The sequence below is a fragment of the Blautia sp. NSJ-175 genome (genome assembly GCF_022867815.1).
In the GTDB taxonomy this organism is placed as follows: Bacteria; Bacillota; Clostridia; order Lachnospirales; family Lachnospiraceae; genus Blautia; species Blautia celeris.
Map to the genome: position 1 here is coordinate 76,061 of NZ_JALIFQ010000010.1, position 25,735 is coordinate 101,795.

General features: G+C 49.0%; 24 protein-coding genes. 4 read left to right on the top strand and 20 right to left on the bottom strand.

Going from position 1 to position 25,735, the window contains the following annotated elements; all coding sequences use genetic code 11:
• Nucleotides 1-23: 23 nt before the first annotated feature.
• From MUB35_RS16485 to MUB35_RS16530, 10 genes are all read right to left on the bottom strand, one after another.
• On the bottom strand, nt 24-950 hold the full coding sequence (locus tag MUB35_RS16485; protein WP_033141274.1) for a glycosyltransferase: 927 nt from the start codon (nt 948-950) through the stop codon (nt 24-26).
• 74 nt (nt 951-1,024) lie between these two features.
• Nucleotides 1,025-2,554, bottom strand: coding sequence for an LCP family protein (locus tag MUB35_RS16490; RefSeq protein WP_033141275.1), 1,530 nt, complete (start codon nt 2,552-2,554; stop codon nt 1,025-1,027).
• Nucleotides 2,555-2,572: 18 nt separating this feature from the next.
• Nucleotides 2,573-3,976, bottom strand: a complete 1,404-nt coding sequence (locus MUB35_RS16495; RefSeq protein ID WP_033141276.1) for an undecaprenyl-phosphate glucose phosphotransferase — start codon at nt 3,974-3,976, stop codon at nt 2,573-2,575.
• A 196-nt stretch (nt 3,977-4,172) separates the two neighbouring features.
• On the bottom strand, nt 4,173-4,718 hold the full coding sequence (locus MUB35_RS16500; protein WP_033141277.1) for a shikimate kinase: 546 nt from the start codon (nt 4,716-4,718) through the stop codon (nt 4,173-4,175).
• A gap of 83 nt (nt 4,719-4,801) precedes the next feature.
• Complete coding sequence (locus tag MUB35_RS16505; RefSeq protein ID WP_033141315.1) at nt 4,802-6,166, bottom strand: FAD-dependent oxidoreductase; 1,365 nt, start codon at nt 6,164-6,166, stop codon at nt 4,802-4,804.
• 6 nt (nt 6,167-6,172) lie between these two features.
• On the bottom strand, nt 6,173-6,595 hold the full coding sequence (locus MUB35_RS16510) for an RrF2 family transcriptional regulator (protein WP_033141316.1): 423 nt from the start codon (nt 6,593-6,595) through the stop codon (nt 6,173-6,175).
• Between the two features lie 11 nt (nt 6,596-6,606).
• Nucleotides 6,607-7,458 carry a 4Fe-4S binding protein gene (locus MUB35_RS16515; protein WP_033141317.1) on the bottom strand — a complete coding sequence of 284 codons (852 nt, stop codon included), beginning with the start codon at nt 7,456-7,458 and terminating at the stop codon, nt 6,607-6,609.
• 25 nt (nt 7,459-7,483) lie between these two features.
• Nucleotides 7,484-7,630, bottom strand: a complete 147-nt coding sequence (locus MUB35_RS16520) for a CD1871A family CXXC motif-containing protein (protein WP_181014437.1) — start codon at nt 7,628-7,630, stop codon at nt 7,484-7,486.
• On the bottom strand, nt 7,623-8,399 hold the full coding sequence (locus tag MUB35_RS16525) for a TlpA family protein disulfide reductase (protein WP_225305368.1): 777 nt from the start codon (nt 8,397-8,399) through the stop codon (nt 7,623-7,625). The genes MUB35_RS16520 and MUB35_RS16525 overlap by 8 nt, the downstream gene beginning before the upstream one ends.
• A gap of 226 nt (nt 8,400-8,625) precedes the next feature.
• Nucleotides 8,626-9,651 (bottom strand): zinc-dependent alcohol dehydrogenase family protein, encoded by a 1,026-nt coding sequence (locus MUB35_RS16530; protein WP_033141278.1) that lies wholly within the window; start codon nt 9,649-9,651, stop codon nt 8,626-8,628.
• 269 nt (nt 9,652-9,920) lie between these two features.
• Here MUB35_RS16530 and MUB35_RS16535 point away from each other — a divergent pair, with 269 nt between their 5' ends.
• Nucleotides 9,921-11,051, top strand: a complete 1,131-nt coding sequence (locus tag MUB35_RS16535; RefSeq protein ID WP_033141279.1) for an ROK family transcriptional regulator — start codon at nt 9,921-9,923, stop codon at nt 11,049-11,051.
• Nucleotides 11,052-11,095: 44 nt separating this feature from the next.
• Here the strand turns inward: MUB35_RS16535 and MUB35_RS16540 are convergent, their stop codons facing one another.
• Complete coding sequence (locus MUB35_RS16540; protein WP_052099432.1) at nt 11,096-12,904, bottom strand: sensor domain-containing diguanylate cyclase; 1,809 nt, start codon at nt 12,902-12,904, stop codon at nt 11,096-11,098.
• A gap of 135 nt (nt 12,905-13,039) precedes the next feature.
• Between MUB35_RS16540 and MUB35_RS16545 the strand changes: the two genes are divergently transcribed.
• Together MUB35_RS16545 and MUB35_RS16550 are read left to right on the top strand one after the other, a co-directional pair.
• Nucleotides 13,040-14,101 carry an endonuclease/exonuclease/phosphatase family protein gene (locus MUB35_RS16545; protein ID WP_033141280.1) on the top strand — a complete coding sequence of 354 codons (1,062 nt, stop codon included), beginning with the start codon at nt 13,040-13,042 and terminating at the stop codon, nt 14,099-14,101.
• Between the two features lie 68 nt (nt 14,102-14,169).
• Complete coding sequence (locus tag MUB35_RS16550; protein ID WP_052099434.1) at nt 14,170-14,493, top strand: hypothetical protein; 324 nt, start codon at nt 14,170-14,172, stop codon at nt 14,491-14,493.
• An 83-nt stretch (nt 14,494-14,576) separates the two neighbouring features.
• Here the strand turns inward: MUB35_RS16550 and MUB35_RS16555 are convergent, their stop codons facing one another.
• From MUB35_RS16555 to MUB35_RS16595, 9 genes are all read right to left on the bottom strand, one after another.
• Nucleotides 14,577-15,506: a TDT family transporter gene (locus MUB35_RS16555; RefSeq protein WP_033141281.1), complete on the bottom strand. Its 930-nt coding sequence runs from the start codon at nt 15,504-15,506 to the stop codon at nt 14,577-14,579.
• Nucleotides 15,499-16,743 carry an NAD(P)/FAD-dependent oxidoreductase gene (locus MUB35_RS16560; protein WP_033141282.1) on the bottom strand — a complete coding sequence of 415 codons (1,245 nt, stop codon included), beginning with the start codon at nt 16,741-16,743 and terminating at the stop codon, nt 15,499-15,501. The genes MUB35_RS16555 and MUB35_RS16560 overlap by 8 nt, the downstream gene beginning before the upstream one ends.
• A 3-nt stretch (nt 16,744-16,746) precedes the next feature.
• Nucleotides 16,747-17,169, bottom strand: a complete 423-nt coding sequence (locus MUB35_RS16565) for a 4Fe-4S dicluster domain-containing protein (RefSeq protein WP_033141283.1) — start codon at nt 17,167-17,169, stop codon at nt 16,747-16,749.
• Nucleotides 17,170-17,181: 12 nt separating this feature from the next.
• Nucleotides 17,182-19,254, bottom strand: coding sequence for a molybdopterin oxidoreductase family protein (locus MUB35_RS16570; RefSeq protein WP_033141284.1), 2,073 nt, complete (start codon nt 19,252-19,254; stop codon nt 17,182-17,184).
• A 110-nt stretch (nt 19,255-19,364) separates the two neighbouring features.
• Nucleotides 19,365-20,051, bottom strand: coding sequence for a Crp/Fnr family transcriptional regulator (locus tag MUB35_RS16575; RefSeq protein ID WP_081960307.1), 687 nt, complete (start codon nt 20,049-20,051; stop codon nt 19,365-19,367).
• 83 nt (nt 20,052-20,134) lie between these two features.
• The gene (locus tag MUB35_RS16580) at nt 20,135-20,449 is read right to left on the bottom strand and encodes a hypothetical protein (protein WP_148393168.1); all 315 of its coding nucleotides are present in this window, start codon (nt 20,447-20,449) and stop codon (nt 20,135-20,137) included.
• A gap of 116 nt (nt 20,450-20,565) precedes the next feature.
• Entirely contained in the window at nt 20,566-21,954 is a 1,389-nt protein-coding gene (locus MUB35_RS16585) for an MFS transporter (RefSeq protein WP_244806511.1), read from the bottom strand.
• Nucleotides 21,955-22,002: 48 nt separating this feature from the next.
• Complete coding sequence (locus tag MUB35_RS16590; protein WP_033141286.1) at nt 22,003-23,505, bottom strand: FGGY-family carbohydrate kinase; 1,503 nt, start codon at nt 23,503-23,505, stop codon at nt 22,003-22,005.
• Between the two features lie 38 nt (nt 23,506-23,543).
• Nucleotides 23,544-24,320: an SDR family oxidoreductase gene (locus tag MUB35_RS16595; RefSeq protein ID WP_033141287.1), complete on the bottom strand. Its 777-nt coding sequence runs from the start codon at nt 24,318-24,320 to the stop codon at nt 23,544-23,546.
• Between the two features lie 289 nt (nt 24,321-24,609).
• Between MUB35_RS16595 and MUB35_RS16600 the strand changes: the two genes are divergently transcribed.
• Nucleotides 24,610-25,731, top strand: a complete 1,122-nt coding sequence (locus tag MUB35_RS16600) for an ROK family transcriptional regulator (RefSeq protein ID WP_103731998.1) — start codon at nt 24,610-24,612, stop codon at nt 25,729-25,731.
• Nucleotides 25,732-25,735 lie beyond the last annotated feature (4 nt).

Genomic DNA, 25,735 nt, shown 5'->3' on the forward strand with positions numbered 1-25,735 from the left:
GAAACATGGCCTATTTTAGCAGATTATTGTGTTGATGTCCAGTAAGAAGCATTCATCGTGCAAAATTTTATTACGGATTTTGGGAGGCGGCGGTAGGATTTTCCCATCCGGTATCCCAGAAATTTAAATCCGCTTTTCACCACCAGCTCCCCTATAAGCCAGGGCTTGTGTATCTTACATAGGTATCCTGCCGTCTGTTTTACCAAACGGATTCCCTCGCTCTCAGAGCGGATGCCGGCAAAGACTTCCGGGTGGTCAGCCTGAGAGACTGCCAGGTCAAAATTGCGTCTGAACTGCTGCATACATCCATAGTTGTGGGAATGGACTACCCTGGCATCTGCCCGGTAAGCCACACTGCCTCCGTCCAGGATCAGCCGTCCGGCAAAGATCATGTCCTCATTGAAAATGGTATGCGTTATAAATCCGCCCAGCTTCTCATATGCACTTCTTCTGTAGGCCGCACATACATTGGAACAGAAAAAGGTTTTGATTCCCAGCTCCGGCAGGTCTTCCCTGCTCTTTATCCTGCTTTTTGCCGGGTAATTGAAGGAACGTGTGTACTTTTCTATGATCCTGCAGTCCCTGTCCGCAAGCTGTCTGCCATAGGCTGCCCCCACCTGCGGATCCTGAAAGGGCTTTACCAATTCTTCCACCACATGTTCATCATATGGCACCGCGTCCTGTGTAAAGAAGACCAGAATATTGCCTGTGGTCATGGCTGCTGCCCTGGCTCTTGTTCCGCCGTGGTCAAAGTCCTCTTTTTTCAAATGCTCCACCCGGACATTCTCCATCCCCAAAACCCAGGTATCTTTCCAGTATTCTTTTTCCGTGTTCATGATCAGGATCTCTTTTATGGGATAGGTCTGCCTTTTCAGGCCTTCCACCAGTTTTCTGAATTTTTCATCCGGTTTGTATACCGGTATTATCACTGACACTGTATAGGAATCCATAGAATTTCTCCTCTATATGGCACAAGGGGATGCTGCGTTATCCACACAACATCCCCTGCCGCTTTTCTCATTTTTTATTCGCTGTAATCATCATCCTCGTTGTTATAGCCCCCGCCGTCACCGGATTCTCCGGAACTGCTGCCGCCGGAGCCGTCATCACCGCTGCCTTCATATCCGTTGTCATAGTTATTGCCGGATTCTCCTGAATCACCGGAATCATTATAATCATCACCGCTGTTGTAATCAGAGGATCCGCTGTCACCATAATCGGAAGACCCGCTGTCATTGTAATCAGAGGATCCGCTGTCGCTGTAATCAGAAGATCCGCCGCTGCTGTAATCAGAGGATCCGCTGTCACTGTAGTCGGAATAATCGCTGTAATCACTGTCATCCGTATCACTGTAAGTGCTTGTTCCGCTGCTTGACTGCGTATCGGCAGAGCCGTCATAGGTAGAAGCCCTGTCACTGATAAGCGCCTTCTGTTCATCACTCACATAGGAGTTTCCGAATCCTGTATGTCCTGCTATATAATCGCTTCTCTGTTTTACTATGTCAGAGGGTTCATAAGCCTGATCACCGAACAGGAACTGATGGAGTGCCTTAACATTGGTCTCCAGTGTTGTCGGTACCACACAGTCAAGGCCAATGGCATTCTTAACCTCATCGCCCATTAAACTGCTGTTGGGGAATCCGCTGGTCTCACCCAGTTTATAGGACAGGATACCCATTCCCAATTTAATCAGTTCGCTCTTGCTGAAGTCTGTTGCGATCATCGGAAATACCTGATCCATAATATCATTCAATGTAGACAGGCTGGCTTTTTTCGCTTTTTCCACAATAAGAGAAATGATATATCTCTGACGCTCTGTACGCCTCATATCCCAGCCGCTGGTATATCGAATACGGCAATATGAGGTAGCCTGTACACCGTTTAGATGAAAAGAACCTAAAATCTCTGATTCCTGTTTATCATCACCCGGGTATTCCGGCATTTCAATCGGCTCATAATCCATACCTGTCACTTCTGAAGTCTCTACACAGTAGTCATTCATATTCTTGAGCTCAACATATGTCATTTCCACATCCAGACCGCCCAGACAATCAATTGCCGTAGCCAGAGCCTTGAAATTAACAGCCACATAATTGGTAATATTCAAATCCAGGTTTGTGTTGATCATGGACATTGCCTGTGTCGGCCCGCCGTTGTTATATGCTGCATTACATTTGGTATACTTGTCATTGCCAATATTTAAATAGGTATCCCTGTAAAGAGAAACCAGTTTTACTTCCTTCGTGTCATTGTTAATGCTGGCAATGATCGTGGTATCACTCTGTCCTGATTTTACGTCTTCTTTCCTGTTATCCACACCAAACAAGGCAATATTGGTAAATCCCTTCAGCGTCTTACTGCCAACCACTGCCTCATTGACTTCGACCTTGCTGGCCTCATCTGAGCTGGTGTCAATATCCAGTTTATTCATCTTTTCATTGACTTTTGCGTATATGAAGAGTCCGCCCACCAAGATCAGCAGTACAAACAGTTCAATACCAAAAAGCACTCTTCTTTTTCTGCGCCTTCTGACGCTTTTGTTCTTTTTTGCCATTTCACTTCCCCTTATTTACTAATAAGCGTTTTTGTTTACAAAGCCTTTAAAAACTGTGAGAAACAGTATCTTAATGTCAAGTCCAATGGTCCAGTTTTCAATGTAGTACAGGTCATACTCAATTCGTTTACGGATGGAGGTGTTTCCCCTGTATCCATTCACCTGCGCCCATCCTGTAAGTCCTGGGCGTACCTGATGCTTGATCATGTATCTGGGAATCTCTTCCCGGAACTTCTCCACAAAGAAGGGGCGCTCCGGTCTGGGACCAACCAGACTCATTTCTCCGCGCAGTACATTGAAAAGCTGAGGCAGTTCGTCGATACTTGTCTTTCTCATAAATTTGCCGAAATTAGTGACCCGTGGGTCATCCTTAACGGTCCAGGCTTTTTTCTCCTCTTCGGGCGGCTGCACATCCATGGAGCGGAATTTGTACATCATGAAATTCCTGTTGTGCAGACCCACCCTCTCCTGCTTATAAATAAGCGGCCCGGGAGATGTGAGTTTTATCATGATCACCGAGAAAAGCATAACCGGTGAAAACAATACAATTGCGGCCAGCGCGCCTCCCAGATCCATAATGCGCTTGATCAGGGCATTGAACGTATTGGAAAGCGGCACATATCGGATATTGATGACCGGCAGTCCCAGAATGTCCTCCGTATAAGGCTTTGTGGGGATAATGCGGTTATAATCCGGTATAAACTTCGTGTGTACTCCTGATTTTTCACAGAGAGCCACAATCTGTTCCAGACGGTAATATTCATTCAGTCCCAGAGTGATGGCAATCTCATCCAGATGATTCTGCGGCAGAATCACCATAAGGTTGGCGATCCGTCCCAGCACCTTGATTCCCTTATACTCTGTACCGGCTTCAATATGATCATCCAGAATCCCCCGCACCTTATATCCCCACTGGGGATTGGCGAGAATGCGGTCAATGTATTCCTCTGCTGCACGGCTGTATCCAACTAAAAGTACATGCTTCTGATTATATCCCTTGGAGCGCATCTGGCGAAGCCCCAGTCGTATGAGGTTCCTGGACAGCGTCTCCAGAAAAATATTGACCACATAAAAAATAAAAATCACATGACGGGAGAAATCTATCTGCTTGACCAGATATAAAACTCCCACAAACAGGAACATCCCAATGGTATTGGCCTTGATGATATTGGACAGTTCCAGTCTCCGCCCCTGCATACGCTTAGGCGTATACATGTTAAACGCATAATTTAATATCAAATATCCGGGCACAATGAACAGCAGTGCTGACATATAGACCCGGAAAGGTAATCTTCCTACATTGTCGTTCAGGAAAGGTACATAAAACTTAATGACCCAAGCCAGAAAATAAGAGAGTGCAATCACAAAAGCATCGATCACCACCTGCAGACGGTTAAAATGCTTCTGGTTCTCTTTTATCAAGGTTTATCACCTTCTCTTCTTAATAATTCGCAGCCGCTTATCCTTTACTGTATCAGCCGGCTACGATAATTCTAACTAATAATACTATAATTTTAACAAAAAGGCAACAAAACATTTTCTGAAGACTCCTTAAGGAGGCGAAAAAACGGCGTTTTGCAGGATTTTTTACTGCAAAACGCCGTTTTTTCTTGTAACATTATTTAATATTTTTGTTACATTCTTCCAATTTTTCCACCAGTTCCCTGCAGATTTCTTCTGCGCTTTTTTTGTCCGTATTGACAATAAAATCGGCTGCTGCCATATATTTTTCTCTGCGTTTTTCCATAAGCGAACGGATGTACTCCACAGTCTTTCTGCCCTCAATGACCGGACGGTCGTGGCTGTCCTTCACCCGCTCCAAAATCACCTCCGGAGAAGCTGACAACAAGGCCACCCTGCCGTTTTTTTTCATCTCCGCAACATTGCGCTCCCGCATGGGTACGCCGCCGCCGCAGGATATGACCACATTTTTCCGGTCCTGCAGCTCTATCAAAAGCTCTGTCTCCAGACTGCGGAAGTATTCCTCTCCGCGCGTCTCAAAAATCATCGGTATGCTCATGTTCTCCCTCTCGGAGATAAGCTGGTCCATCTCCACCACTTCCAGGCCGTACCTTTCACTCAGTGTGCGGGCAATGGTGGATTTCCCTGCTCCCATAAATCCGATCAGGACAATATTACAGCCAAAATCTTTCTTATCTCTCATGTTGCTTCCCCTGTTTCTCTTTATGAATGTAAAGTAATGAATTTATTATAGCAGAAACAGGAAAAATAGCAATTCTTTTTTCATCACATATTAAACAGATCGTTGAACGCCTCACTCATGGTGGGATGTGTATAGATCTGGTCGCGCAGTACCTGATACGGAGCGCCGAGATCCATTGCCAGTTTTATGGTGTTAATCATCTCATAGGACTCCTCGCACAGAAGCATGGCTCCCAATATCTGGCCTGTCTCCTCATGGATCACTGCCTTTAACATACCCTGAGGCTCCTTCAGAACCTGGGCTTTTGGAATGGCAGCCGCGGGAAGTTTGGCTATTTTCACCGGAATATCCGCTTTTCTGGCTTCTGTTTCACTCATGCCCACCCGGGAATAGGACGGAGAGATAAACACACTGTAGGGAACCGCTTTTCTTTTGGAAAGCCCGTAGCTGCCGCCGATCATGCGGGACCAGATGATCCTGAAATCATCCAGGGATGTATAGGTAAACTGCAGGCCTCCGTGCACGTCACCCATGGCCCAGATATTATCCGCTGTGGTCTTCAGTTCATCATCCACCACCACTGCGCCCCGCTGATTCAGCTCTACTCCCGCTCGTTCCGGGTGCAGCCCCTCCGTATTGGGTTTTCTTCCTGTTGCGATCAGCACCGCATCTGCTTCCAGGATTTCCTCTTCACCTTTATAGGTGAGCTTCACCAGCGCATGGCCGTCTGCCTGGGCGATCTCCCAAATCCTGGATCCCAGCTTGAAGGTTACGCCGCGGCTTTCCAGCACGCCCTGTATGGCTTCCGCCACGTCCCTGTCCTCTCTCGGGATCAGCACTTCCCCATCCTGCAGAACCGTCACTTCTGTGCCGAAGCCGGAATACATGGAGGAGAATTCCAGACCGATATAACCGCCGCCCACGATCACAAGACGTTTCGGATATTCTCTCAGATCCATCAGTGTGGCACTGGTATGTACATAGGGATTCCCCTCCAGACCCTTGATCGGCGGAATCACAGGGGTTCCTCCTGTGTTGATAAAGATTTTCTCCCCTTCGATTTCAAAGGTCTCAAGAGCTGTCTTCACCTCCACAACCGTATTGGAGACAAAGGATGCGGTCCCGTTAAATACATCCACATTGTCCAGGTCATCCAGTTTCCTGAAATTCTTTTCCCTGAGCATAGCGGTGAGCCGTCTCTTTTCATCAATGGCTGCCTCATAATCCGCAGCCCTCTCCTCCGGGGAAGCCTCTTTTTTATTAAATGCCAGTCCGGAGCTTCTGACCAGGGATTTTGACGGGATACATCCCACATTGATACAGGTTCCGCCGTACATGCCTGCATCCTTCTCGATCATCGCCACCTTTTTCCCCTGCCCTGCCAGCTTGCCTGCCAGTGTCTTGCCGCCCTTGCCAAATCCGATGATTACCGCATCATATTTTTTCATATTCATTCACCTTTCTTCTCTGTGAAATATTTTATTGTCAATATCGGCTATTGTGATCCTGCACAGCTTCTCTCTGCACACTTCATTGAGCTGTCCGTAAATGTCATCCATAATATCTGCCATACCCGAAGCTACCATACAGTTCATATCCGGATTGCCGGATTTCCAGGACGCACACACCGCCTCAATCTCCAGCGCGTCGTAAATCATGGCAAGATTCACATCCGCTGCCTTCATGGAAGTATGGTATCCTCCGTTCTGTCCCTCTTTTGTGGCAATAAGCTCCTTCTTTTTCAGTTTTGCCATGACCTTCCGGATGCGTGCCGGATTGGTACAGACATTCTTCGCCAGCTCTTCACTGGCCAGAGTCTCCTGTTTGTGGTTCAGATAAACCAATGCATGTACCGCGATCGCAAATTCACTTGTCATTTCACTCACCCTCACTCTTGTTCTTTTTCCTTATTCTTTTTCATAGTTGTGCATATAGCACCGCATTTACAGCTCTTGATACAGTCACCGCAGCGGATACACTCCCTGCTGTTTGGGGTTTCCCATACCCGGATATCCATCTTGCAGGCTCTCTGACAGCTCCCGCACCGGTTGCATTTTGTCTCGTCCACCTGATACCGGTACAGGGCAATGGGATTAAACAGCCCGTAAATGGCACCCAGAGGACACAGATATTTGCAGAACGGCCTGTATACCATAATGGACAGAAGCACCACTGCAGCCAGAATCGCTGCCTTCCAGGCAAACAGAAAACCGATGGCCCCTCTCAGGTCTTCATTTAAAAGTACCAGGGGAATACCGGCTGTCAGGGTTCCGCTTGGACAGATAAACTGACAGAACCATGGGCTTCCCTGCCCGATGATATCCACATAGAACATGGGCATCAGAATGACAAACACCACTAATATCACATATTTCAGCCATACCAGCCACTTATGTCCGGGCAGGTTCTTCCTCTTTCTGTTTCTGAAAAAAGGGATCTTATAAAGCAGATCCTGGATCAGTCCAAAAGGACACAGCCACCCGCATACAAATCTTCCGATCAGAGAACCGATAAAGATCAGAAAACCGATAATATAAAAGGAAAACCGGTAATTCCGGCTTCCCAGCACTGCCTGCAGGGAACCGATGGGACAGGCCCCCAGCGCTCCCGGACAGGAGTAGCAGTTAAGCCCCGGCACACACAGCGCCTTGGTGGGACCTTTATATATTTTTCCTTTGATAAATCCCAAAACATAGCCATTGGTCAGTGCCGTAAATCCCACCTGCACGATCAGCCGCATTCTGTTTCGGATCTTCTGCAAAAATTCAGCCAATTCCTATACACTCCAGACATATATTCACTGCTTTTGTAAACACGGTATCCACTTCCCCCCGGCTTGCGCCAAATATAATAAATGCCGCTGCCGCCACAAGAAGCAGACTCCTTAAAACTGCTGCCTTTCTCCTACTCATTCTGCACCTTCTCAAGCATTTTGTCTATCACTGCAATCCACTGTTTCTTACTTTTCGCCCCGGGATACGTCTCCCCTACCTGGTTTCCGTTCTTATCCAGGAAAATAGTTGTGGGCACAACCTGGGCATTTCTCAAGATTCTGTACTGCATATTGGCATCATCCGGTATGACAAGATGTGTATAATCCGCCTCTGTTTTATCCACAATTTCAAGTGCTGTCTCATCCTCCGGCTGGCTCACATCACTGATGATCCCAACCATCCGGAAGCCCTTATCCGCATATTCCCGGCTCAGTTCCCCAAGATCCGGCATCTCTCTGATACACGGTCCGCAGAACGTTCCCCAGATATTCACCATAGTCAGGTCCGCCTCAGCAAATATGTCCTGATTCACATCCTTTCCGTCCAGCGTCTTGGTCTTAAACTCGCCGAAGATCTCATTTTTATCGGTCTCATTCTCCGCATCTGCCTGCTGATCCTGACTTTTTTCCTGACTCTCAGTCTGCTGATCCTGGTAATCAGCTTTCTGTCCATCTTCTTTGGCACTGTCCTTATTCTCCTGCTGTCCGTCAGTCTGCGCCTTATCAGCTGCATCCTCGCCGGCGCTTTTTGAGGTCACACTTCCGTCCTTCTGGCTTCCCGCGTTCTCTTCTGTCTGTGTCTCGGTCTTAGTTGTACTGTCTTCTTTATTTCCACACCCGGCGAGCACCCCGGCTGTTACCAGAGCTGTCACCGCCATTGCCATTAAATATTGTCTCCGTCTTCTCATGGTCCAACCTCCATATTGTTATTCTCTTTGTTACAGTTCATACTGAAATTATATTAGTTACAGTTCCAAATGTCAAGTCTTTTTCCCATATATTTTTCTAATGTAACAAAGTCACAGTTGCTGTTTCACGGATAAGTAGTCGGTTCAATTTAAAACTGCCGGAAGGAAACAGCCCTATAGCCATTCCCGCCCGGCAGCCTTTCAGCTCTGCACTCTTTTAAATTTTTCACATCTTAGGTGAGATCACATACTTCCCTTTTGCCCTCACCTCCGGCCTGCTCAAAATTTCTTCCAATTTATCCAGACTGCACACCTCATACACCATACTGCTCACATCCAGCCTTCCTGAATTGATCAGGTCCAGCGCCCTCTTCTGTGTATAGGGATTGATATAAGAAGCCTTCAGCACCAGCTCCTTCTGGAAGACCTGAAACGGCTTCACAGCAATCTCCTCATCCGGCTTCGTCAGCCCGAACATCATGACAACCGCCTTATTCCCCGCGATCTCAATCGCCTGCTCAATGGTGGATGGGCGGCCTACACACTCGATCACCACATTCACCCAGTCCATTCCGTTCTCTGCAAGGCGCTCCTTCACATCTTCCTTTACAGGGTCAATACACACATCAGCCCCCAGCTTTCTTCCCACTTCCCTCTTATTCTCCACCGGCTCTAAAAGCGCCACCTTGGCAGCCCCGGCCAGCTTTGCAAGCTGAAGCATAAGAAGACCGATCATCCCTCCGCCGATGATGACCACCTGTTGTCCCGGCTGGATCTCACACATGTCAATTCCGTGGAGGCAGCAGGCCACCGGTTCTGCCATGGCTCCCTGCTCAAAGGTAGTATTCTCTCCCAGAAGATACACCTGTCTCTCATCCACTGCACAGTATTCCGCAAAACCGCCGTTTACCGTTGTACCGTATCCCATCATATTTTCACAGAAATGGGCAACTCCGTTTCTGCAGGGATCACAGGCTCCGCAGTAACAGTTCGGGTCAATGCAGACTCTGTCCCCGGCCTTATACTTCTTCACTTCACTTCCCACTTCCCTGATCACGCCGGAAAATTCGTGTCCTAAAATAGTGGGAGGCGTTACCTCCGCAGCTCCTTTATCCCCTTCATAAATATGTACATCTGTTCCGCACACACCGCATGCCTCCACCTGGATCAGCACATCATGAGGCCCAACCTCAGGCATCGGATGCTCCTCCACTCTCAGATCATGTTTTCCGTAAAATACTGCACTCTTCATCCCTATTTCCTCCACTTTCTCAGTTTTCTATACTTTCGCTCTAAACTTATAGTTATGTCTTACGCATAAGTTCACTATATAGCAAGGTACAAAAAAATACAATAGACATTTATACCAATATTCTTTTGCGATTTTTATCCAAAATGCTGCAGCCGCCCGTTACCGGATACCGTTTCCCCCTTCTCCGCCCCTTTCGTTTTGAATCCCCACTTGTCATTTTCCCCTGTCCATACTAAAATAGAGACAGATATTCCCCGGGAGGAACTTTTATGAACACAACAGGCATGACCACAATGGAAATCAAAAAAATAAATAAGAGCAAAGTCTACCACCTTATCTATGAAAGCCGCACCATATCCAAGCAGGGGATCGCCGCTGCCCTGCAGATGGGCATGAACACAGTGACCCAGAACCTGAAGCTTCTGGAAGAGGAAGGGCTCATCGAACGGAAAGGATACTTTGAATCCACAGGCGGAAGAAAGGCCCATGCGATCCGTATCCTTCCGGACGCCAAAATCGCACTGGGCATTGAAGTGCTCAGAAAGACCCTGCACATGGCTGCCATAGACCTTTACGGCAATATTCTGTATCAGGAATCCTGCGCCCTTCCCTTTGAAGCCTCAGACGCCTACTGTGAACAGGTCGGCAGAAGGCTCACCGCCTTTGTGGATAAATACGGCATAGAAAAAGAACATATCTTAGGGGCCTCCATTGCCATTCAGGGACTTATCTCCCCCGACGGAAGCACTGTAAGCTACGGAAGGATACTGGAGCATACGGGCATGAAGCTCTCTGACTTCTCCCGCTATATCCCATACCCCTGCCGTCTGGAACACGACTCCAAGGCTGCCGCCTATCTGGAGACCTGGCATCAGGAAAAATTCCGGGATTCCATTGTAGTTCTTCTGAACCAAAACCTGGGCGGCGCGGTCATTATAAACGGAAAGGTCCACACAGGCCTTGGCATGCACAGCGGGTCCATTGAACACATGTGCATTCAGGCTGACGGCCCGCTCTGTTACTGCGGGGAACACGGCTGTCTGGAAACCTACTGTTCCGCGGACAGTCTGGAACGGGCGGCGCAGACGGATATCCCCTCCTTTTTCCGGGAGCTGCGCCGTGGAAATTCCGCGTTTGCAGACATATGGGAGGACTATCTGGACCACCTGGCCTTTGCCCTCTGCAACCTGAACGTTATACTTGACTGCCGCATCATCATCAGCGGCTACCTGGCTCCTTATATTACAGGGGAAGATGTGGTGCAACTTACCAAACGCATACAGGACAGCTCCCCGTACAGTCTCCCGGATGATTTTATCTTTTTGAGCACCCACGGACAGCTTGCTCCGCCGGTCGGCGCAGCACTTTCTTATATCGATCAGTTTCTGCAGACAATTTAAGGGTATGGGAACCGCATTCCTGCGCGGTTTCCATACCCTTTCCACTATTCCTCATAAAAACAGACCTGGTTCTTGCCTCTTTTCTTCGCCTCGTATAAAGCCTTATCTGACTTCCGGTACAGAACCGGCTGTGTGATACCGTCCTTCGGAACAGAGGCCACGCCTATACTGACAGACAGCTTACATCCGCTGAATTCTTTTGGCAGGCTGCTTTGGAAATTATCCATGAGCTGTTCTGCTTTTCTGCTTATCTTCTGGCGTTCATTAACATTTTTCATAAACACCACAAACTCATCGCCGCCCAGACGCCCGATAAAGTCATCGCCCCGGAAGGTATTTTTCAGACAGGCTGCGAAAAGCTGCAGCACTTTATCTCCGTTTGGATGACCGAAGGTATCATTCACATTCTTAAAATTATCCAGATCCATGATCATGAACGCTCCTGCGCTGCCGCTCTCCGCTATGACACTCTCCACTTCCTGTTCCAGAGCTCTTTTATTCTTCAGCCCTGTCAGCGGGTCCCTGCTGGCACTCTGCACAGCCTCCGAGAGCTGCTGCATCTGACGGCTGATATCAATAAAGGCGCACTGCACCACCAGAGCCCCCTCCTGCATCTGCACATCAAAATTTCCATAGGCCCATTTGCGCTGTCCGTCCCTGCACAGAATCAAAAATTCTCTGGAGATAAGTCCCTCTTTCAGCTTCAAAAACCATTCCCTGTCCTCCTCCTCTAAAACGGGCTGCAGGAATCTGCCGTATCTCTCCTCATAATCCTCCATAGTGTATTCCATAAACTGATAAAACCCGTCATTGGAATCCAGTATAGACAACTTATCGTCCAGACGGAAACGCACGATTGCACTGGGCACTGTCCGGTAAATGGAGCGGATATTCTCATATGCCCGTCTGATCTGTCTGTGGTTCTTGCGCCGGCCGTTCAGCATTCCGAATGCCATAAGCCCCAGCACCAGAAGAATGAACACGCAGTAAAAGGCTGTGCCGTCAATGACGTTCCGCGTCTTGACATCCACCACATTACACGGAACCACCAGCAGCAGATACCAGTCATTGATCCCTGTGGCAGTGTATTCCAGTATAAAATCCTCACCGCTTTTCTGATAGCGTATGTATCCGTTCTCTCCCTTCTGCATGTTGTCCGCAAATTTTTCCAGGTCCGGGGCGGTAAAATCCCTGCTGATCACATGCTTCAGATCCTCCAGCACATTCTGCCTGGCGTCCCCTTTGGCTGAGTGCACCAGGACCTCGCCTTTGGAGTCCGTGATATAATTGTACCCTTCCCCGTTGAAATAGCGAATGGACATGAGATGCTCCAGCTCATCCATGGTATACTGCCCGAGCACAAGCCCCTGTATCTCCCCGTCCCGGTAAATGGGCACACTGATGACCATGGTACGGCTGCTTCCGTCCTCAGCCACATAGCTCTCCACCGAGCTTTGGCCCTGAAGGGCCTTTTGAAAATACGCACGGTCCTTTACCAGGATCTGCTGTTCCATGCCGTTATAATACATGATGCCGTCCAAATCCACCACGGCAAGCCTTGTAAAGCGTGTAATGCCTGACTTCTGTTCCAGAATATCCAGGACCCTCTGAGAATGGATTGATGTTTTCTGGCCGCCTATGGAGTCTGAGATTCCTTCCAGATACAGATAGTCGTTGTCGACCCTCTCATTGATCAGCTTGATGCTCTGCTGGGCAAGCTCCTGCGCATAGGCGTTCGTCTCTTTTTCCAGAATGTCATGAATGTAAGTACCGTAATAAAAAGAGGCGCCGATAATGACCCCCACCGTCAGGATAAGGAGGCCGGCTGTTATCCATCTTTTTTTCTTCTGCATAACATTCCTTCTTCCCGATTATTACTTATATTATATATGACTCCGGTGTGCTCGTCAATTGAACAAAGAAACTCCTTTACAGTCTCCCGCACTGTCGATTATAATGGGAATATAGCTAAAAAGAGGAGGGATTTTATGAGTAAGGCAAAAACTGTTTTAAAAGGCTTCGGTATCCTGCTGCTTATACTTGCCGGTATTTTACTGCTTCTGCTGGTTTATCTGACTGTGCGGGAATATCGTCCGAAGGCGGAGGAATCCCTGGAGGGAAATTATAAGGACGGTGCGTTCATTTCTCTGCGCAGCCCCTTCTCAGTCATGAGCTACAATACGGGATATGCCGGCCTCAGCAAAGACGAGGACTTCTTCATGGACGGCGGTACGAAAGTAAAACCCGCTTCCAAAGCCCTGGTGGAAGAAAATATGGAAGGCATCACAAAGGTACTGCAGGATAATCCGGCTGACGCATACTTTTTACAGGAAGTGGATATAGACTCCACCCGCTCATACCATATAGATGAGCGCAGCGCTTACAGCAAAGCCCTTGAAAAAAACAGCTTCTTCGCGTATAACTTCAAATGCGATTATGTTCCTTATCCCCTCCCTCCCATTGGACATGTGGAGAGCGGGCTTGTAACGCTGACTGACAACTATGTGGCCGGTGCCAGCAGGATTTCCCTTCCGGAATCCTTCTCCTGGCCTATCAAGACCTGCAATCTGAAGCGCTGTCTTCTTGTCACCCGGTTTCCGCTTCAGGATTCGGAAAAAGAACTGGTGCTCATCAACTTCCACCTGGAAGCTTACGACAGCGGCGAGGGCAAAATCGCTCAGAGCAAAATGCTGGCGGACATTCTGGAAGCAGAATACGAAAAAGGGAACTATGTGATCGCCGGCGGTGATTTTAACCAGACCTTTGAGGGTGTGGACAAATATCCTGTCACCAATAAGGAAGACTGGGCGCCGGGCGTGATCGGAACCGATGACCTGCCGGATCACTTTTCCTTTGCCATTGATGACACCTATCCCACCTGCCGTCTTCTGAACGCCCCGTACACCGGTTCCTATGACACCTCACAGGTCTATGTCATCGACGGATTTATCGTGTCAGACAATCTGGCCGTCAGAAATGTGAACGTCATTGATGTGGGATTTGAACATACAGACCACCAGCCGGTGCGCCTGGAGGTGGCGTTTAAGTAGGAATACTGTTTTCCCGGCCTTTTGCATAGAGTATCTATAGAGGATATTCTGTGAAAAGGAGTATTTACATGAGGGAAATCAGCCATATCACACTGAAAAACCAGGGAGATTTCATTGTCCGTCCGGGCTTTGTCTACGTGGACGGCAAAGGCAGCCGTATCTGTGAGAAGGGACATATGATGGTGGCAGCGGGCAGTTCTGCCACCATCAGTCTGAAGGATCACGGGATACCGGAGGGCTCCTGTATCACCTTCTACGCGGAAGTTCCCCAGGGACCGGACCGGGAGGCCCATCAGATTTTTGTGTACGCGGAGGATTGCGGGAACACCGCCCATTACGTCATAAGCGGTACGGCAGCAAACAGTACACTGGGATTTCTGAAAGAAGTCTGAGGTATGTATCCTTAAAACATAAAAACAACGCCGGATACTCATGTATTTCCTACTGGTATCCGGCGTTGTTTTTCACTTATTTTCTATTTTGCCTCTGTCTTTATCAGCATCATAAAGAAACGGAGCAGTACATAACCGATGATCATGGTTGTGAGAAATGTCTGAAAGCCTGCAAGCTGGTTCACGGCACTGCCCAGTCCCTCCTGTCCCTGCGCGGTGAGAAACGCCCCCATTTTTGCGGAAGCCACGATTCCGATAGCCATGGGGAAGGTCATGCCCGCATAGCCCGGTGCAAAGGGAAAGGAAAAGAATTTCGGCAGCTTTATGACAATGAAAACCAGGGACGCAAGCACGCAGAGGTACAGAAGTGTTACCAGAATCCTGTTGGGGTCATCCAGCACATTCAGCACACTCACGACGCAGAGGCTGCAGGGCGCAAGCAGAACCGCCATGGTGTGATAGACTGCCGGTTTTACTTCCACCTTCATAAGCCTCCAGATCATAAAGGGCACCAGGATCACATAGATGGCGATTCCGTAATATGTGACCACGGTCAGTATCCCTTTGGCATTCATGGCTCCCCCTGTCACACAGCTCACCATAATACCATTGTATGTAACAAACCAGCTTGGCACAAAGGTGTTGATGTCGCATTTCATGACCATATTTCGGACCGTGAACACGATCAAATGTACCGTATGGATGGCAAGGCCTGCGGCCCAGATGAACTTTCCGCCTGCAAATCCCAGTTCATAGAAATAACTTCCCAGTATCATGGTGACCATGGAAAATCCTGCGTAGAGGCTTGCCGGCACTACGTTCTTGTACTCCTCCAGGCATGTTTTGGGAAACCGTATGATCTTGACAATATAACAGACCATGACGATCAGGGCTGTCCACATCATAAAATGCCGCAGCCAGCTATAGCCGAATCCCGCATATACGTTGCTGAGAGTCAGTGCGCCTACAAATGTGGGCAGTATGGGCACAGGTAATTTTTCCAGTCTATTCATCTTTTATGTCCTCCTGATAATAGTATTCAAAGTTGTCACCCACATGGAAAAAGTCAGAGTAATCAATTTCAAAAATAGGTTTTTTCACCCTGGACACATCAATTCTCCTGGCTATGAGCTGCTGGAGTACTCCGCTGTAGGATAAATCCCCCTGGATGATAGCTCCCAATATCCGCCCGTTCTTGTGGATGATCTTCTTATATCCGTCTTTTCCCTCCTGTGTCTCCACCAGCTCCGTCTCATCCTGCGGTTCTGCCTGTCCCAGAGACATGGTGGGTATCCCGAAGAAATTCATGGTGGACTTGCTGGCAAAGAAGTCTGTCATCTTCCGCTTCCCACCTGCCATATTGCTGCCGGCAATAATGCCCTCCTTGACAGCTGCAGGCCAGATAGGTGCCCTGCCGGATACATCCCCGGCCCCGTAGATCCCCGGCACGTTCGTCTCACCGGTTTCCTCAAAGAGAAGGCCGAACCGGTCTGTCTCCACCTGGCATCCCTCCAGAAACTCCACATTAGCCCGCACACCGGCTGTCACAATGAGGAGATCACAGGGGATTCTGCTGCCGTCTGACAAAAGCAGCTCCTTAACATTTCCCTCCCTGTCACAGAACAGCTCCTGCACACCGGTGCCGTAATACTGCCTGACTCCCTTTTCGCTCATGGCAGCCTCGTAGACGGCAGCGGCTTTTTTGTCAAGCTGTCTGCACAGCAGATGGTCTGCCAGTTCCACGACCACGGGCTTTACGTCATTTTCCAGCAGGCCCGAAACTGTATCCAGGCCTACAAGCCCGGCACCCATGACTACCACATGCTCTGCCCTTGGCAGGGCCTCTTTGATCCTGTCAATATCACACAGGTTCCTGAAGCCGATGACATTTCCCGCTTCCCTCATACCCTTTACAGGGGGGATAAAGGTGTGGGAGCCTGTGGCAATGAGAAGCCTGTCAAATCCTACACGCTCTCCGTCTGCCAGCAAAACGGTGCGCTCTTCACAGTTAACGGAAACCGCCTCCCTGCCTTTCATAAACCGGACCCTGTATTTTTCCGTAAAATCAGGCTCTGTGAAATCAAGCTGCTGTACTGTCCTTATATTTCCCAGATAATGGTGGAGGATACACCTGGAATAAATGGTCTCATCCCTGGAGATCATGAGGATCTCCCCGTCCTCGTCCACTCTGCGGATCTCTTTTGCCGCATTGACACCGGCTGCGGAGGAACCCAGAATCACATATTTCATAGCCTACACCTCCTCAAATGTAATCGCCTGCATGGGACATTTTTCCACACACATAGGGGCGCCTTTTTTATCACTGCTTCTGTGCACACACATGTTGCACTTCATGATCTCCTTGTGCTTGTGGCTGTCACTTTTCAAAATGCCGAAGGGACATGACATAATGCACATATAGCAGCTTGCGCAGCGGTCCTTGTCGTATTCCACATATCCTGTCTCGGGATTCTTGCTCATGGCTCCTGTCATGCATGTATAAACGCACTCCGGCCGCTCGCAGTGCCGGCAGAATATGGGAGCCGGTTTTGTCTCACTGTCAATCACCACGCGGTTTCTGGAATCCCCGCTGTCCGTCTCATGGCTGACCACGCAGGCGGTGACACAGGTCAGGCAGCCGATACATTTGCTGCGGTCTATTTTAATCCGATACATCTTCGTTCCCCCTTATCTTTTTTCAAAGCGGACAGCCGCTGATTTGTAGGATGGTTCTTTGGAATAGGAATCATATATGGATGGCGTGAGCTTATTGCACTCAATATAATGAATGGGCGCGTACAGCTCGTCTTCCCTGACATGGTCCGTGATCTTCACAGCGAACTCAGCGTTCTGCCCATTGGCGGAATACACACAGATTCTGTCATTTTCTTTTACACCGTGATGCTTTGCAGTGGCGGGATGCATGTAGAGATATGCCTTTTTCAGAGAGACATCTTCCACAAACTTCACTTCCTTTGTCCTGCTCTGAGTATGCCACTGGCCCACAGAGCCACGCCCGGTGTTGAACACATATGGGAATTCCTCTGTTGTGGGCATAGGGTTTTCCATGGGTGTTTCAAATATAAACTGCGCTTTTTTGGACGGTGTAAAGAATCTGCCGTCTTCATAAAGCCTTCTCTGGTCCTCTTTCAGGGTTTCCCCTTCCCGGAACGGCCACTGGATTCCATGGGAATTCTCAAGTCCCTCCCATGTCACCCCTGTAATGTCGCAGGGCATTCCCCTGGAACATTCCCGCATAAGTGCAAAGCAGTCCTTTGGCGTCTCCCATCCCTTCAAAAGTTCTCCCATGCCCAGGGCTTTTCCCACTCCGAGGATGGCTTCGTAGTCGGATATTTCATTTTCCTCCCTTGGAAGCACCTGCCGCATGGCGGAGAGCCTGCGTTCCAGATTGATATAGGTTCCCTCTTTCTTCATGCCGGATACCACAGGGAAGAATACCGTGGCGCCCTCAGCGCTTTCAATGGTGTCATAGATATCCTGCACCACATAAAGCTCCAGCTTCTTCACAGCTTCAGCAAAAGTTTCATTGTTGGTCCAGCTATGTCTTGGGTTGGTGCAGAGGATCCACAGTCCTTTGATTTCTCCTGCATTGATCCCCTCGATGATCTGGTTATAGGTCTTCGTGGGCTTTTCCGCCAACACGCTCTCCTCCACGCCCAGTGCCTCCGCCACCCTTGCTCTTCTGGCAGGATTGGTGAAGTCGCCGCCTGCATAGAGTACAGCGGTGTTGCTGTAGGAACGGGAACCCATGGCATTGCACTGGCCTGTAATGGAGTTGGCACCTGTTCCGGGACGCCCGATATTTCCCGTCATCAAAGCCAGGTTGATGACAGCCTGGGCTGTACGGACAGCCTCATACCCCTGATTCACGCCCATGGTCCACCAGAATGAAACACGCTTTCCTGTGTGGATCAGCTCCACAAGCTCCAGGATCTGCCCCTCGGAAAGGCCCGTCTTCTCCGCAGCCCCGCTCAAAGTATAGTCTTTTACAAATGCCTTGAATTCCCGGAACTTTTCCGTGTGCGCTTCTATGTATTTCTTATCAATATAATCTTTCTCGATCAGAAGATTGGCAATGGCATAATACAGGTACAGATCGCTCTTGTGCTTCAGGCCGTACCAGTAATCCGCGTTTCTCGCACTCTCTGATTTTCTCGGGTCAATGACGATCAGCTTCTTGTTGTGGTTGTCCTTGATCTTCCCCCACACGATGGGATGTGTCACCACCGGGTTGGCTCCTATGAGGATGATGGTGTCGGACAGCTCCAGGTCCTTCAGTGTATATCCGGGAGCGTCAAAACCGTAGCTCTGTTTATGTGCAACCACTGCTGTGGCCATACAGAGACGGGTATTGCCGTCCACGTTTGTCTTCAGATAGTTGCGCATCACATGGCCGAACAGTGCGAATTCCTCCATGGTAAGCTGTCCGGTGCTGATGCCTGCCACGCTCTCCGTTCCGTATTTTGCCTGGAGCTCTTTGAGCTTGTCAGCTACATACTGAAAGCCCTCCTCCCAGGGCACTTCCTTCATGGTCCCGTCCGCCTGTCTGATCTTCGGCAGAGGAGACGGCTTTTTCACTGTGAGCTGCTTGTCCAGAGACAGCCCTTTGATACAGCAGAATCCGTCATTGACCGGATAGCCTTTTGTGGGGACAACCTTCATAATCCTGTTGTCCTCCACATAAAAATCCAGATTACAGTCTATGGCACAGTAATTGCAGGTGGATTGTATTTTCTTCATGACTTCCTCCTATTTTCCTGAAATATCACGATTTCTTCCGTGTTTTCTTCTATTTAAAAGGATAACTCCACACATACAAAAAAACCGTGACAAAAATCACGGTTTTCTGCTTATTCTTTGAAGTAACTGTTTAATGCATCCGGTTCCGGTATCACAAAGGTATTCTTATCATAACGGACAAGGTCCTGTTCCACCAGAACTTTGAGCTGGCGGGAGGCTGTCTCCCTTTTCGTCCCCAGCATATCCGCAAGCTGGGTCACCGTCAGTTTCAGACAGATGCGGACACCGTCCTTCTCCCTCTTCCCATAGTCGCGGGCCAGTTTCCACAGCTTGGCTGCCATCTTCTTTTCCCCTCTGGTGGCATTGGTGGTGTTCTTTAACTGGCGGTACAGTCTGCGGACCTTATGGGACTGGGAGGAAAACAGAAAGCGCATGAGCCTTGCGTCTGTCTCCATCAGTGCCAGAAGCTGCTTTCTGGGGACTGCCAGTATCAGGGCCTCCTCCATGATCTCGCAGCTCACAGGCTCCGGCAGGTCCTGAAGGATCTCCTCATTTAACAGGCTTCCCCTTCCCAGAACGAAAATCACCTTTTTTTCGCCCATGGCATTCATCTTATATAACGCGGCAGTGCCGCTCACTACGGCATATACTGTGACAATCTCTTCTCTCTCCCGATACAGGTGCTGCCCCTTTTTCATCCGCAGCAGCACACTGTAGCGTGCCAGATGTTCCAGGCTGGACTGCCGTATGTCATCTGCTCCGAAAATGATTCCCAGTGATTCTTCTGTATCCGTCACCCTCACGCTCCCATCTTCATATATTCCCGGTCTTTCCCAGCCGCTGCTGACATTATACCGTAATAAGTGACGAATATCTACATTTAATTGCAGGATGTATGTAAAGACGTCAATTCTATATATAGGTTATAAAAATATCCGATTCCCACAAACAGCATCAGTAAAACTCCCAGAAACAGCATGAGATAATACTGGTTTTCACTCCGCATAACGCTCAGCTTGTAATTCATGCACCAGGTCTTCACAAACTCTGTGCTTCCCAGCAGGAGAAGGGCTGCCTGTATAGCAGGAAACACAAAGATCTGGGTATCTCCCTTCAGCATAAAAAACGCAGGAACACTGAGGACCAGTGTCACGGCAAAAATCACCCATGCCTTTTTATTATTCTGAAATATCATATCACATTCTCCTTTTGCTTTTCTTTCCCGCATCTTATGACTCTTTTGGAAGAATGTCAATATCATACTCACAATATCAGGCTTTTCCCGCACGAAATACATTTCCCCCACAGGCTCTAGCCGGCGTTCAGGGAACGTCTTCTTCTCTCCAGCTCCACATCCATATCTGCACGTTCCTTATCCAGCTTGTAGAAACACATCACCACACCGATGACTGCACAGAGCGCCATAGGAATCCAGATAAAGCTGGCTTCAATATAGGCAAGTGCTTTAGGCGTCTGGGCCGCATTTGCCACATAGCCGCCCTTTTTCAGAAGAAGGCCGATGACGGCGCTTGCAAGTCCCATGCTGGCTTTTACAAAGAAGCCCTGGAAAGCGGCGATGAGACCTGAAACACTTTTGTTTTTCCTGTACTCAGAGTAATCGATCACATCCGGCTGAATGGCAAAGGTCGTGCCGAATATACCGTAAATGCCAAGTCCTGTGACAGCCAGACCGATGATCAGGCATACTGCAGAGGTCTTGCCGAAGTAAATGATCAGGTCACCCGCCATATAAATAGCCACACTCAGAAGCATGACATTTCTCTTTGACATCCGCTTCTCCAGATACGGCAGCACAAGGAGCATGGGAAGTCCTGAAAGGATTCCGAAGAGTCCCACAAAGGTCAGCCATTCTGTCTTCTGGAGATTGTAGGTAAAGTAATAGATAACCGTAGTATTTCGCACCACATAGATGGCAAAATACAAAAAGTTCACGGCAAAGAATATTACGCTCTGGCCTGTCAGCCCTTTTAAATCCTGTGCCAGGGAAGATTTTTCCCGCTTGACAGAGGGCGGCACCACTTCCTCGGTGTTTAAAAATGTCACTACAAAAATAAGCATGGCCGCGATTCCGTAGATGGTCATGGTCACCAGATAACCCTTACCGGCATTTCCCTTTGCGAAAAACTCCACAAGGGGAGAGGTGATGGTCATAACAATGGCTGTCCCGATCATGGCGCAGATCATACGGGAGGAAACCAGGCAGTTTCTCTCATGCAGATCTGAGGTCAGACGCGGAACAATGGTATTCAGCGGAATGTTCACCACCGTGTAAGCCGTGCAGAGCAGACAGTACGTCACATAAGCCCAGATGATCTTTCCCGTCATATGAAAATCCGGCACAAAGAATGTCATGATGGTAAAGACGGCAAAGGGAACCGCGCCCACAAGGAAATACGGCCTTCCCTGTCCCCATTTTGTGTGGGTCCTGTCCACAAGGATACCCATGCCTGTGTCAGTCAGCGCGTCGATAAACTTTGTGACCAGCATCAGGGTTCCTGCCACTGCTGCCGAGATTCCAAATACATCTGTATAAAATATCATGAGATAGGACGCCATGGTGCTGAATACAAGATTGCATCCGAGATCCCCCACCCCGTATCCAATCCTTTTCTTCCACTTAGACGCCCCTGCGGTGTATCCCGCTTGTGAGGTGTTCTGCAAATTTACTGCCTGCTCCATATTCCTTCCTCCATATCTTTTTTCTTTTTCTTCCTTTTATATCTATCTCTATTCTGCCAGTTTTGTCAGCTTCTTCATGTCTGTTTTCAAATTCCGGTAGACAGAGTGGTACAGCTCAAAATACTCATTATATTTTTCATGGTTCTTCTCATCCGGCATGATCTTTTCATCCAGCACCTGCCACTCTTTCACTTTTTCATAGGAAAGAATGCCTGTGCCGATGCCTGCCAGAATCACATCCCCCATGTTCGCCTCCACATCCTGCTTGGGGCAGACCACAGGATAACCGGTCACATCCGCGAAAATATGTCTCCAAACCCGGGACTTTGTGACCCCTCCGGCCAGGAGAATATACTCGCCCAAATCCTCCCCGGTGGCTTCCATGGCGTCCCTCAGAGAATAGGCAACCGCCTCTAAAAATGCCCGGTACAGATGCCCTTTCGTATGTGCCAGGGAAAGTCCCACAATGGTACCCTTGGCGTCAGAATCCCAGACCGGACTTCTCTCTCCCATGAAATAAGGAAGGACCACAAGTCCCTCACTGCCCGCCGGGATTTTCTCCGCCATGGCATTCAGCACATCATAGGAATTATTCTCTTCCCCGCCAAACGTATTCCGGAACCATTTTACAATGGCCCCCGCTGTGGCTCCCCCTGCAAAATAATAGGAGAGATTTTTGGCATCGTACAGATACGGCCACACGATAAGCCCGTTCCCTTTTACGGGTTTATCAGAAATCAAAGCCGCGCACATGGATGTCCCGATGGCCGCTGCGTAGATGCCGGATTCCAGCACACCCAGGCCGATATTGGCAGCGCCGCAGTCAATGCCCCCTGCAATAACCGGCATTCCCTCCATAAGTCCCAGGCTCTCTGCCGCCTCCTTTGTCAGACCGCCTGCAATATCCGTGGATTCCACCAGCTTTGCAGGCATTTTCTCCATGGGGATTCCCATGGCCTCCATCATTTCCTCTGACCAGGTTCTGGTGCGCATATCGAATATGCCGCCGATATTGCCCGCCGAGGAATAGTCAATGACGATCTCTCCTGTCAGATGGTAGATCACATAATCATTTGGCGGAAGAAAAAGCTTTGTTCTCTCCCAGTTTTCAGGCTCATGGTTCTTGATCCAGAGCATCTTCGTGTAGCCGTAGTATGGGTCAGCGCCGTTCTGGGTGATCTCCAGAAGCTTTTCTTCCCCAATATGGGAAAGTACCCAGTCGCTTTCCTCCTGTGCCCTCCTGTCCATCCAGATCAGACAGGGGCGCACCGGCTGCATCTCCTCGTCCAGAGGGATTCCGGAACCGCCGTAGAGCCCGCTGACAGCCAGGCCCTTTATGTCCTCTTTCGCGATGCCTGATTTCAGCACGGTTTCCCTGATAGAACTGCGGGCCGCTTCAAGCCATACGTCCGGCCACTGCTCTGCCCATAAAGGGCGCGGTGTCAGCACATCGTACTCCACCAGATGCTTTGCGATCAGATTCCCCTCTGTGTCCATTAAAATGGTCTTTGTACCGGATGTGCCGATATCTGTACCTAATAAATATTCCATTCCTGTTCTCCTTCAGCAGACATTTTTTCAGGTGTTTTTTAGAAACAGGTGAACGCTCCGTCCACAATAAAATCAGAACCTGTGGTAAAGCTGCTGGTATCTCCTGCCAGATAGACGGCGATGGACTGCAGCTCTTCCGGACGGCCCATACGGCCCATAGGAGCCATGGCATTCCACTGTTCAATCAGGGGTTTCAGGCTGGGGGAGTTGAGGGTCAGCTCTGTTCCCATGTATCCCGGGCTGATGCAGTTTACTCTCACGCCGCGTTTTGCGAACTCAATGGCCATGGATTTTGTAAGCTGGATCACACCGGCCTTGGAGGCATTGTAGGAGCACTGGGGCTGCGGTACATTTACAATGTGGGCTGACATGGAGGCTGTGTTGATGATGGAGCCGTGTCCCTGTTTCAGCATCTGCTTTGCCGCTGCCTGGGCGGTTAAGAATACGCCGCTCAGATTGATATCAATCACTTTCTTCCACTGCTCGTAGGTCATCTCCTCACAGGGGATATTCATGCAGATGCCTGCGTTGCAGAACGCTGCGTCCAGCTTGCCGAATGTGTTCACGATCTCTTCCATCATGGCATTTACTTCCTCCGGCTTTGTGACATCCGTCTTGATGGCAATGGTCTTCACACCGTTTTCCTCGGCAATGCTACCTGCTGTCTTCTCTGCCTCCTCAATATCCACGTCCACGATTGCCACATCACTGCCGGCCTCTGCAAGGGCGATTGCGATCTGTTTCCCGATACCTCTGGCGCCTCCTGTTACGAAAGATACTTTCCCGTCCAGTCTCATTTTCTCGATAATTCCCATGTTTTTTTCTCCTTTTCAAAGTGGATTTGTTTTTGTGATTCTATTTTGTAAAATCATTTTGTAAAATCTATTTATATAATAATCCCCGGATATCAATTCGTCAATATGTATAACTATCCAAATATGGATGGGGATTTTTATGAATTTCTACCAAAGGTGTTTGCCGGCTGTTTGTGCTATACTCTATTGTATAAAGTTTTTTTATAAATATCCTTTACAAATCTCCGGGCCAATGTGTCTGCCGGGTCGGAATCATGGTATAGATTTTCACAGAGAAAGGAAAAGAAACATGGGAAATATTACATTGACGGATATAAAGAAAAACAATTATTCTTTAATTTACAACCTGCTGTATGAGCAGGAAAAGCTCTCCAAGCAGGAGATTGCCAACCAGCTTCATCTCAGCCTGCCCACGGTCACACAGAATCTGGTTGCTCTGGAGGATGCCGGCCTGATTGAAAAGGGAGGACAGTTTGCATCCCAGGTGGGGAGAAAAGCCGTTGCCTACACACTCTGCCTGCAGGCAGGGATCGGAATCGGTGTGGAGATTTTAAAGAAGCAGATTCGGATTCTGGCCGTTGACTTGAAGGGGCAGATCTGCGGATGTATGGAATATGAGTTATTGTACAGAAATGATGATGCCTACTATAAAGAGATCGCCGGATATGTCAGCACCTTTATTGAGGACAGCGGATTTACGAAGAAACAGATTCTGGGTATCGGCTTTGCTGTACAGGGTCTGACAACAGCCGACGGACAGGAGATCATCTTTGGCAAGACCCTGGGTTATACAGGGCTTAAGATCACTGCCCTTTCCGGATACCTTCCATATCCCTGTATGTTCCTGCACGATGCCAAATGTGCCGCTGCCACAGAGCTGTGGAACCGCAGGGATCTGACCGACGCCATTTATCTCTCCATCGGCAAGCATCTGGGCGGTGCGGTGATCATCGGCGGACAGACCGTGATGGGAAAACAGGACCACGGCGGCGCGGTGGAGCATATGACCCTGATTCCCGGCGGCAGGCAGTGCTACTGCGGCAAATCCGGCTGCATGGAGACATACTGTTCTGTCAATGCTCTGCTTTTGGAGGATGAGAGCCTGGAAGAATTCTTTGACGGACTCAGGAATGGAAAGGAAGAGAACAAGGTACGTTTTGAGGAGTATCTGGAGAATCTTTCCACGGCGGTAAATAACCTGCATATGGTGATGGACTGCGATGTGATCCTCGGCGGGCATATGGCGCCTTATCTGACAGAGGAGGATCTGGCTGCGCTCCATAAAAAAGTGAAGGAAAAATCCGCGTTTCCGGATGAGGCGGATTTTATCTTTTTGTCCGAGGCCGCAAGGGATTCGGTGCCGGTGGGGGCAGCGCTTGCATATGTGAAAGGGTTTTTAGAAGAGATTTAGATAG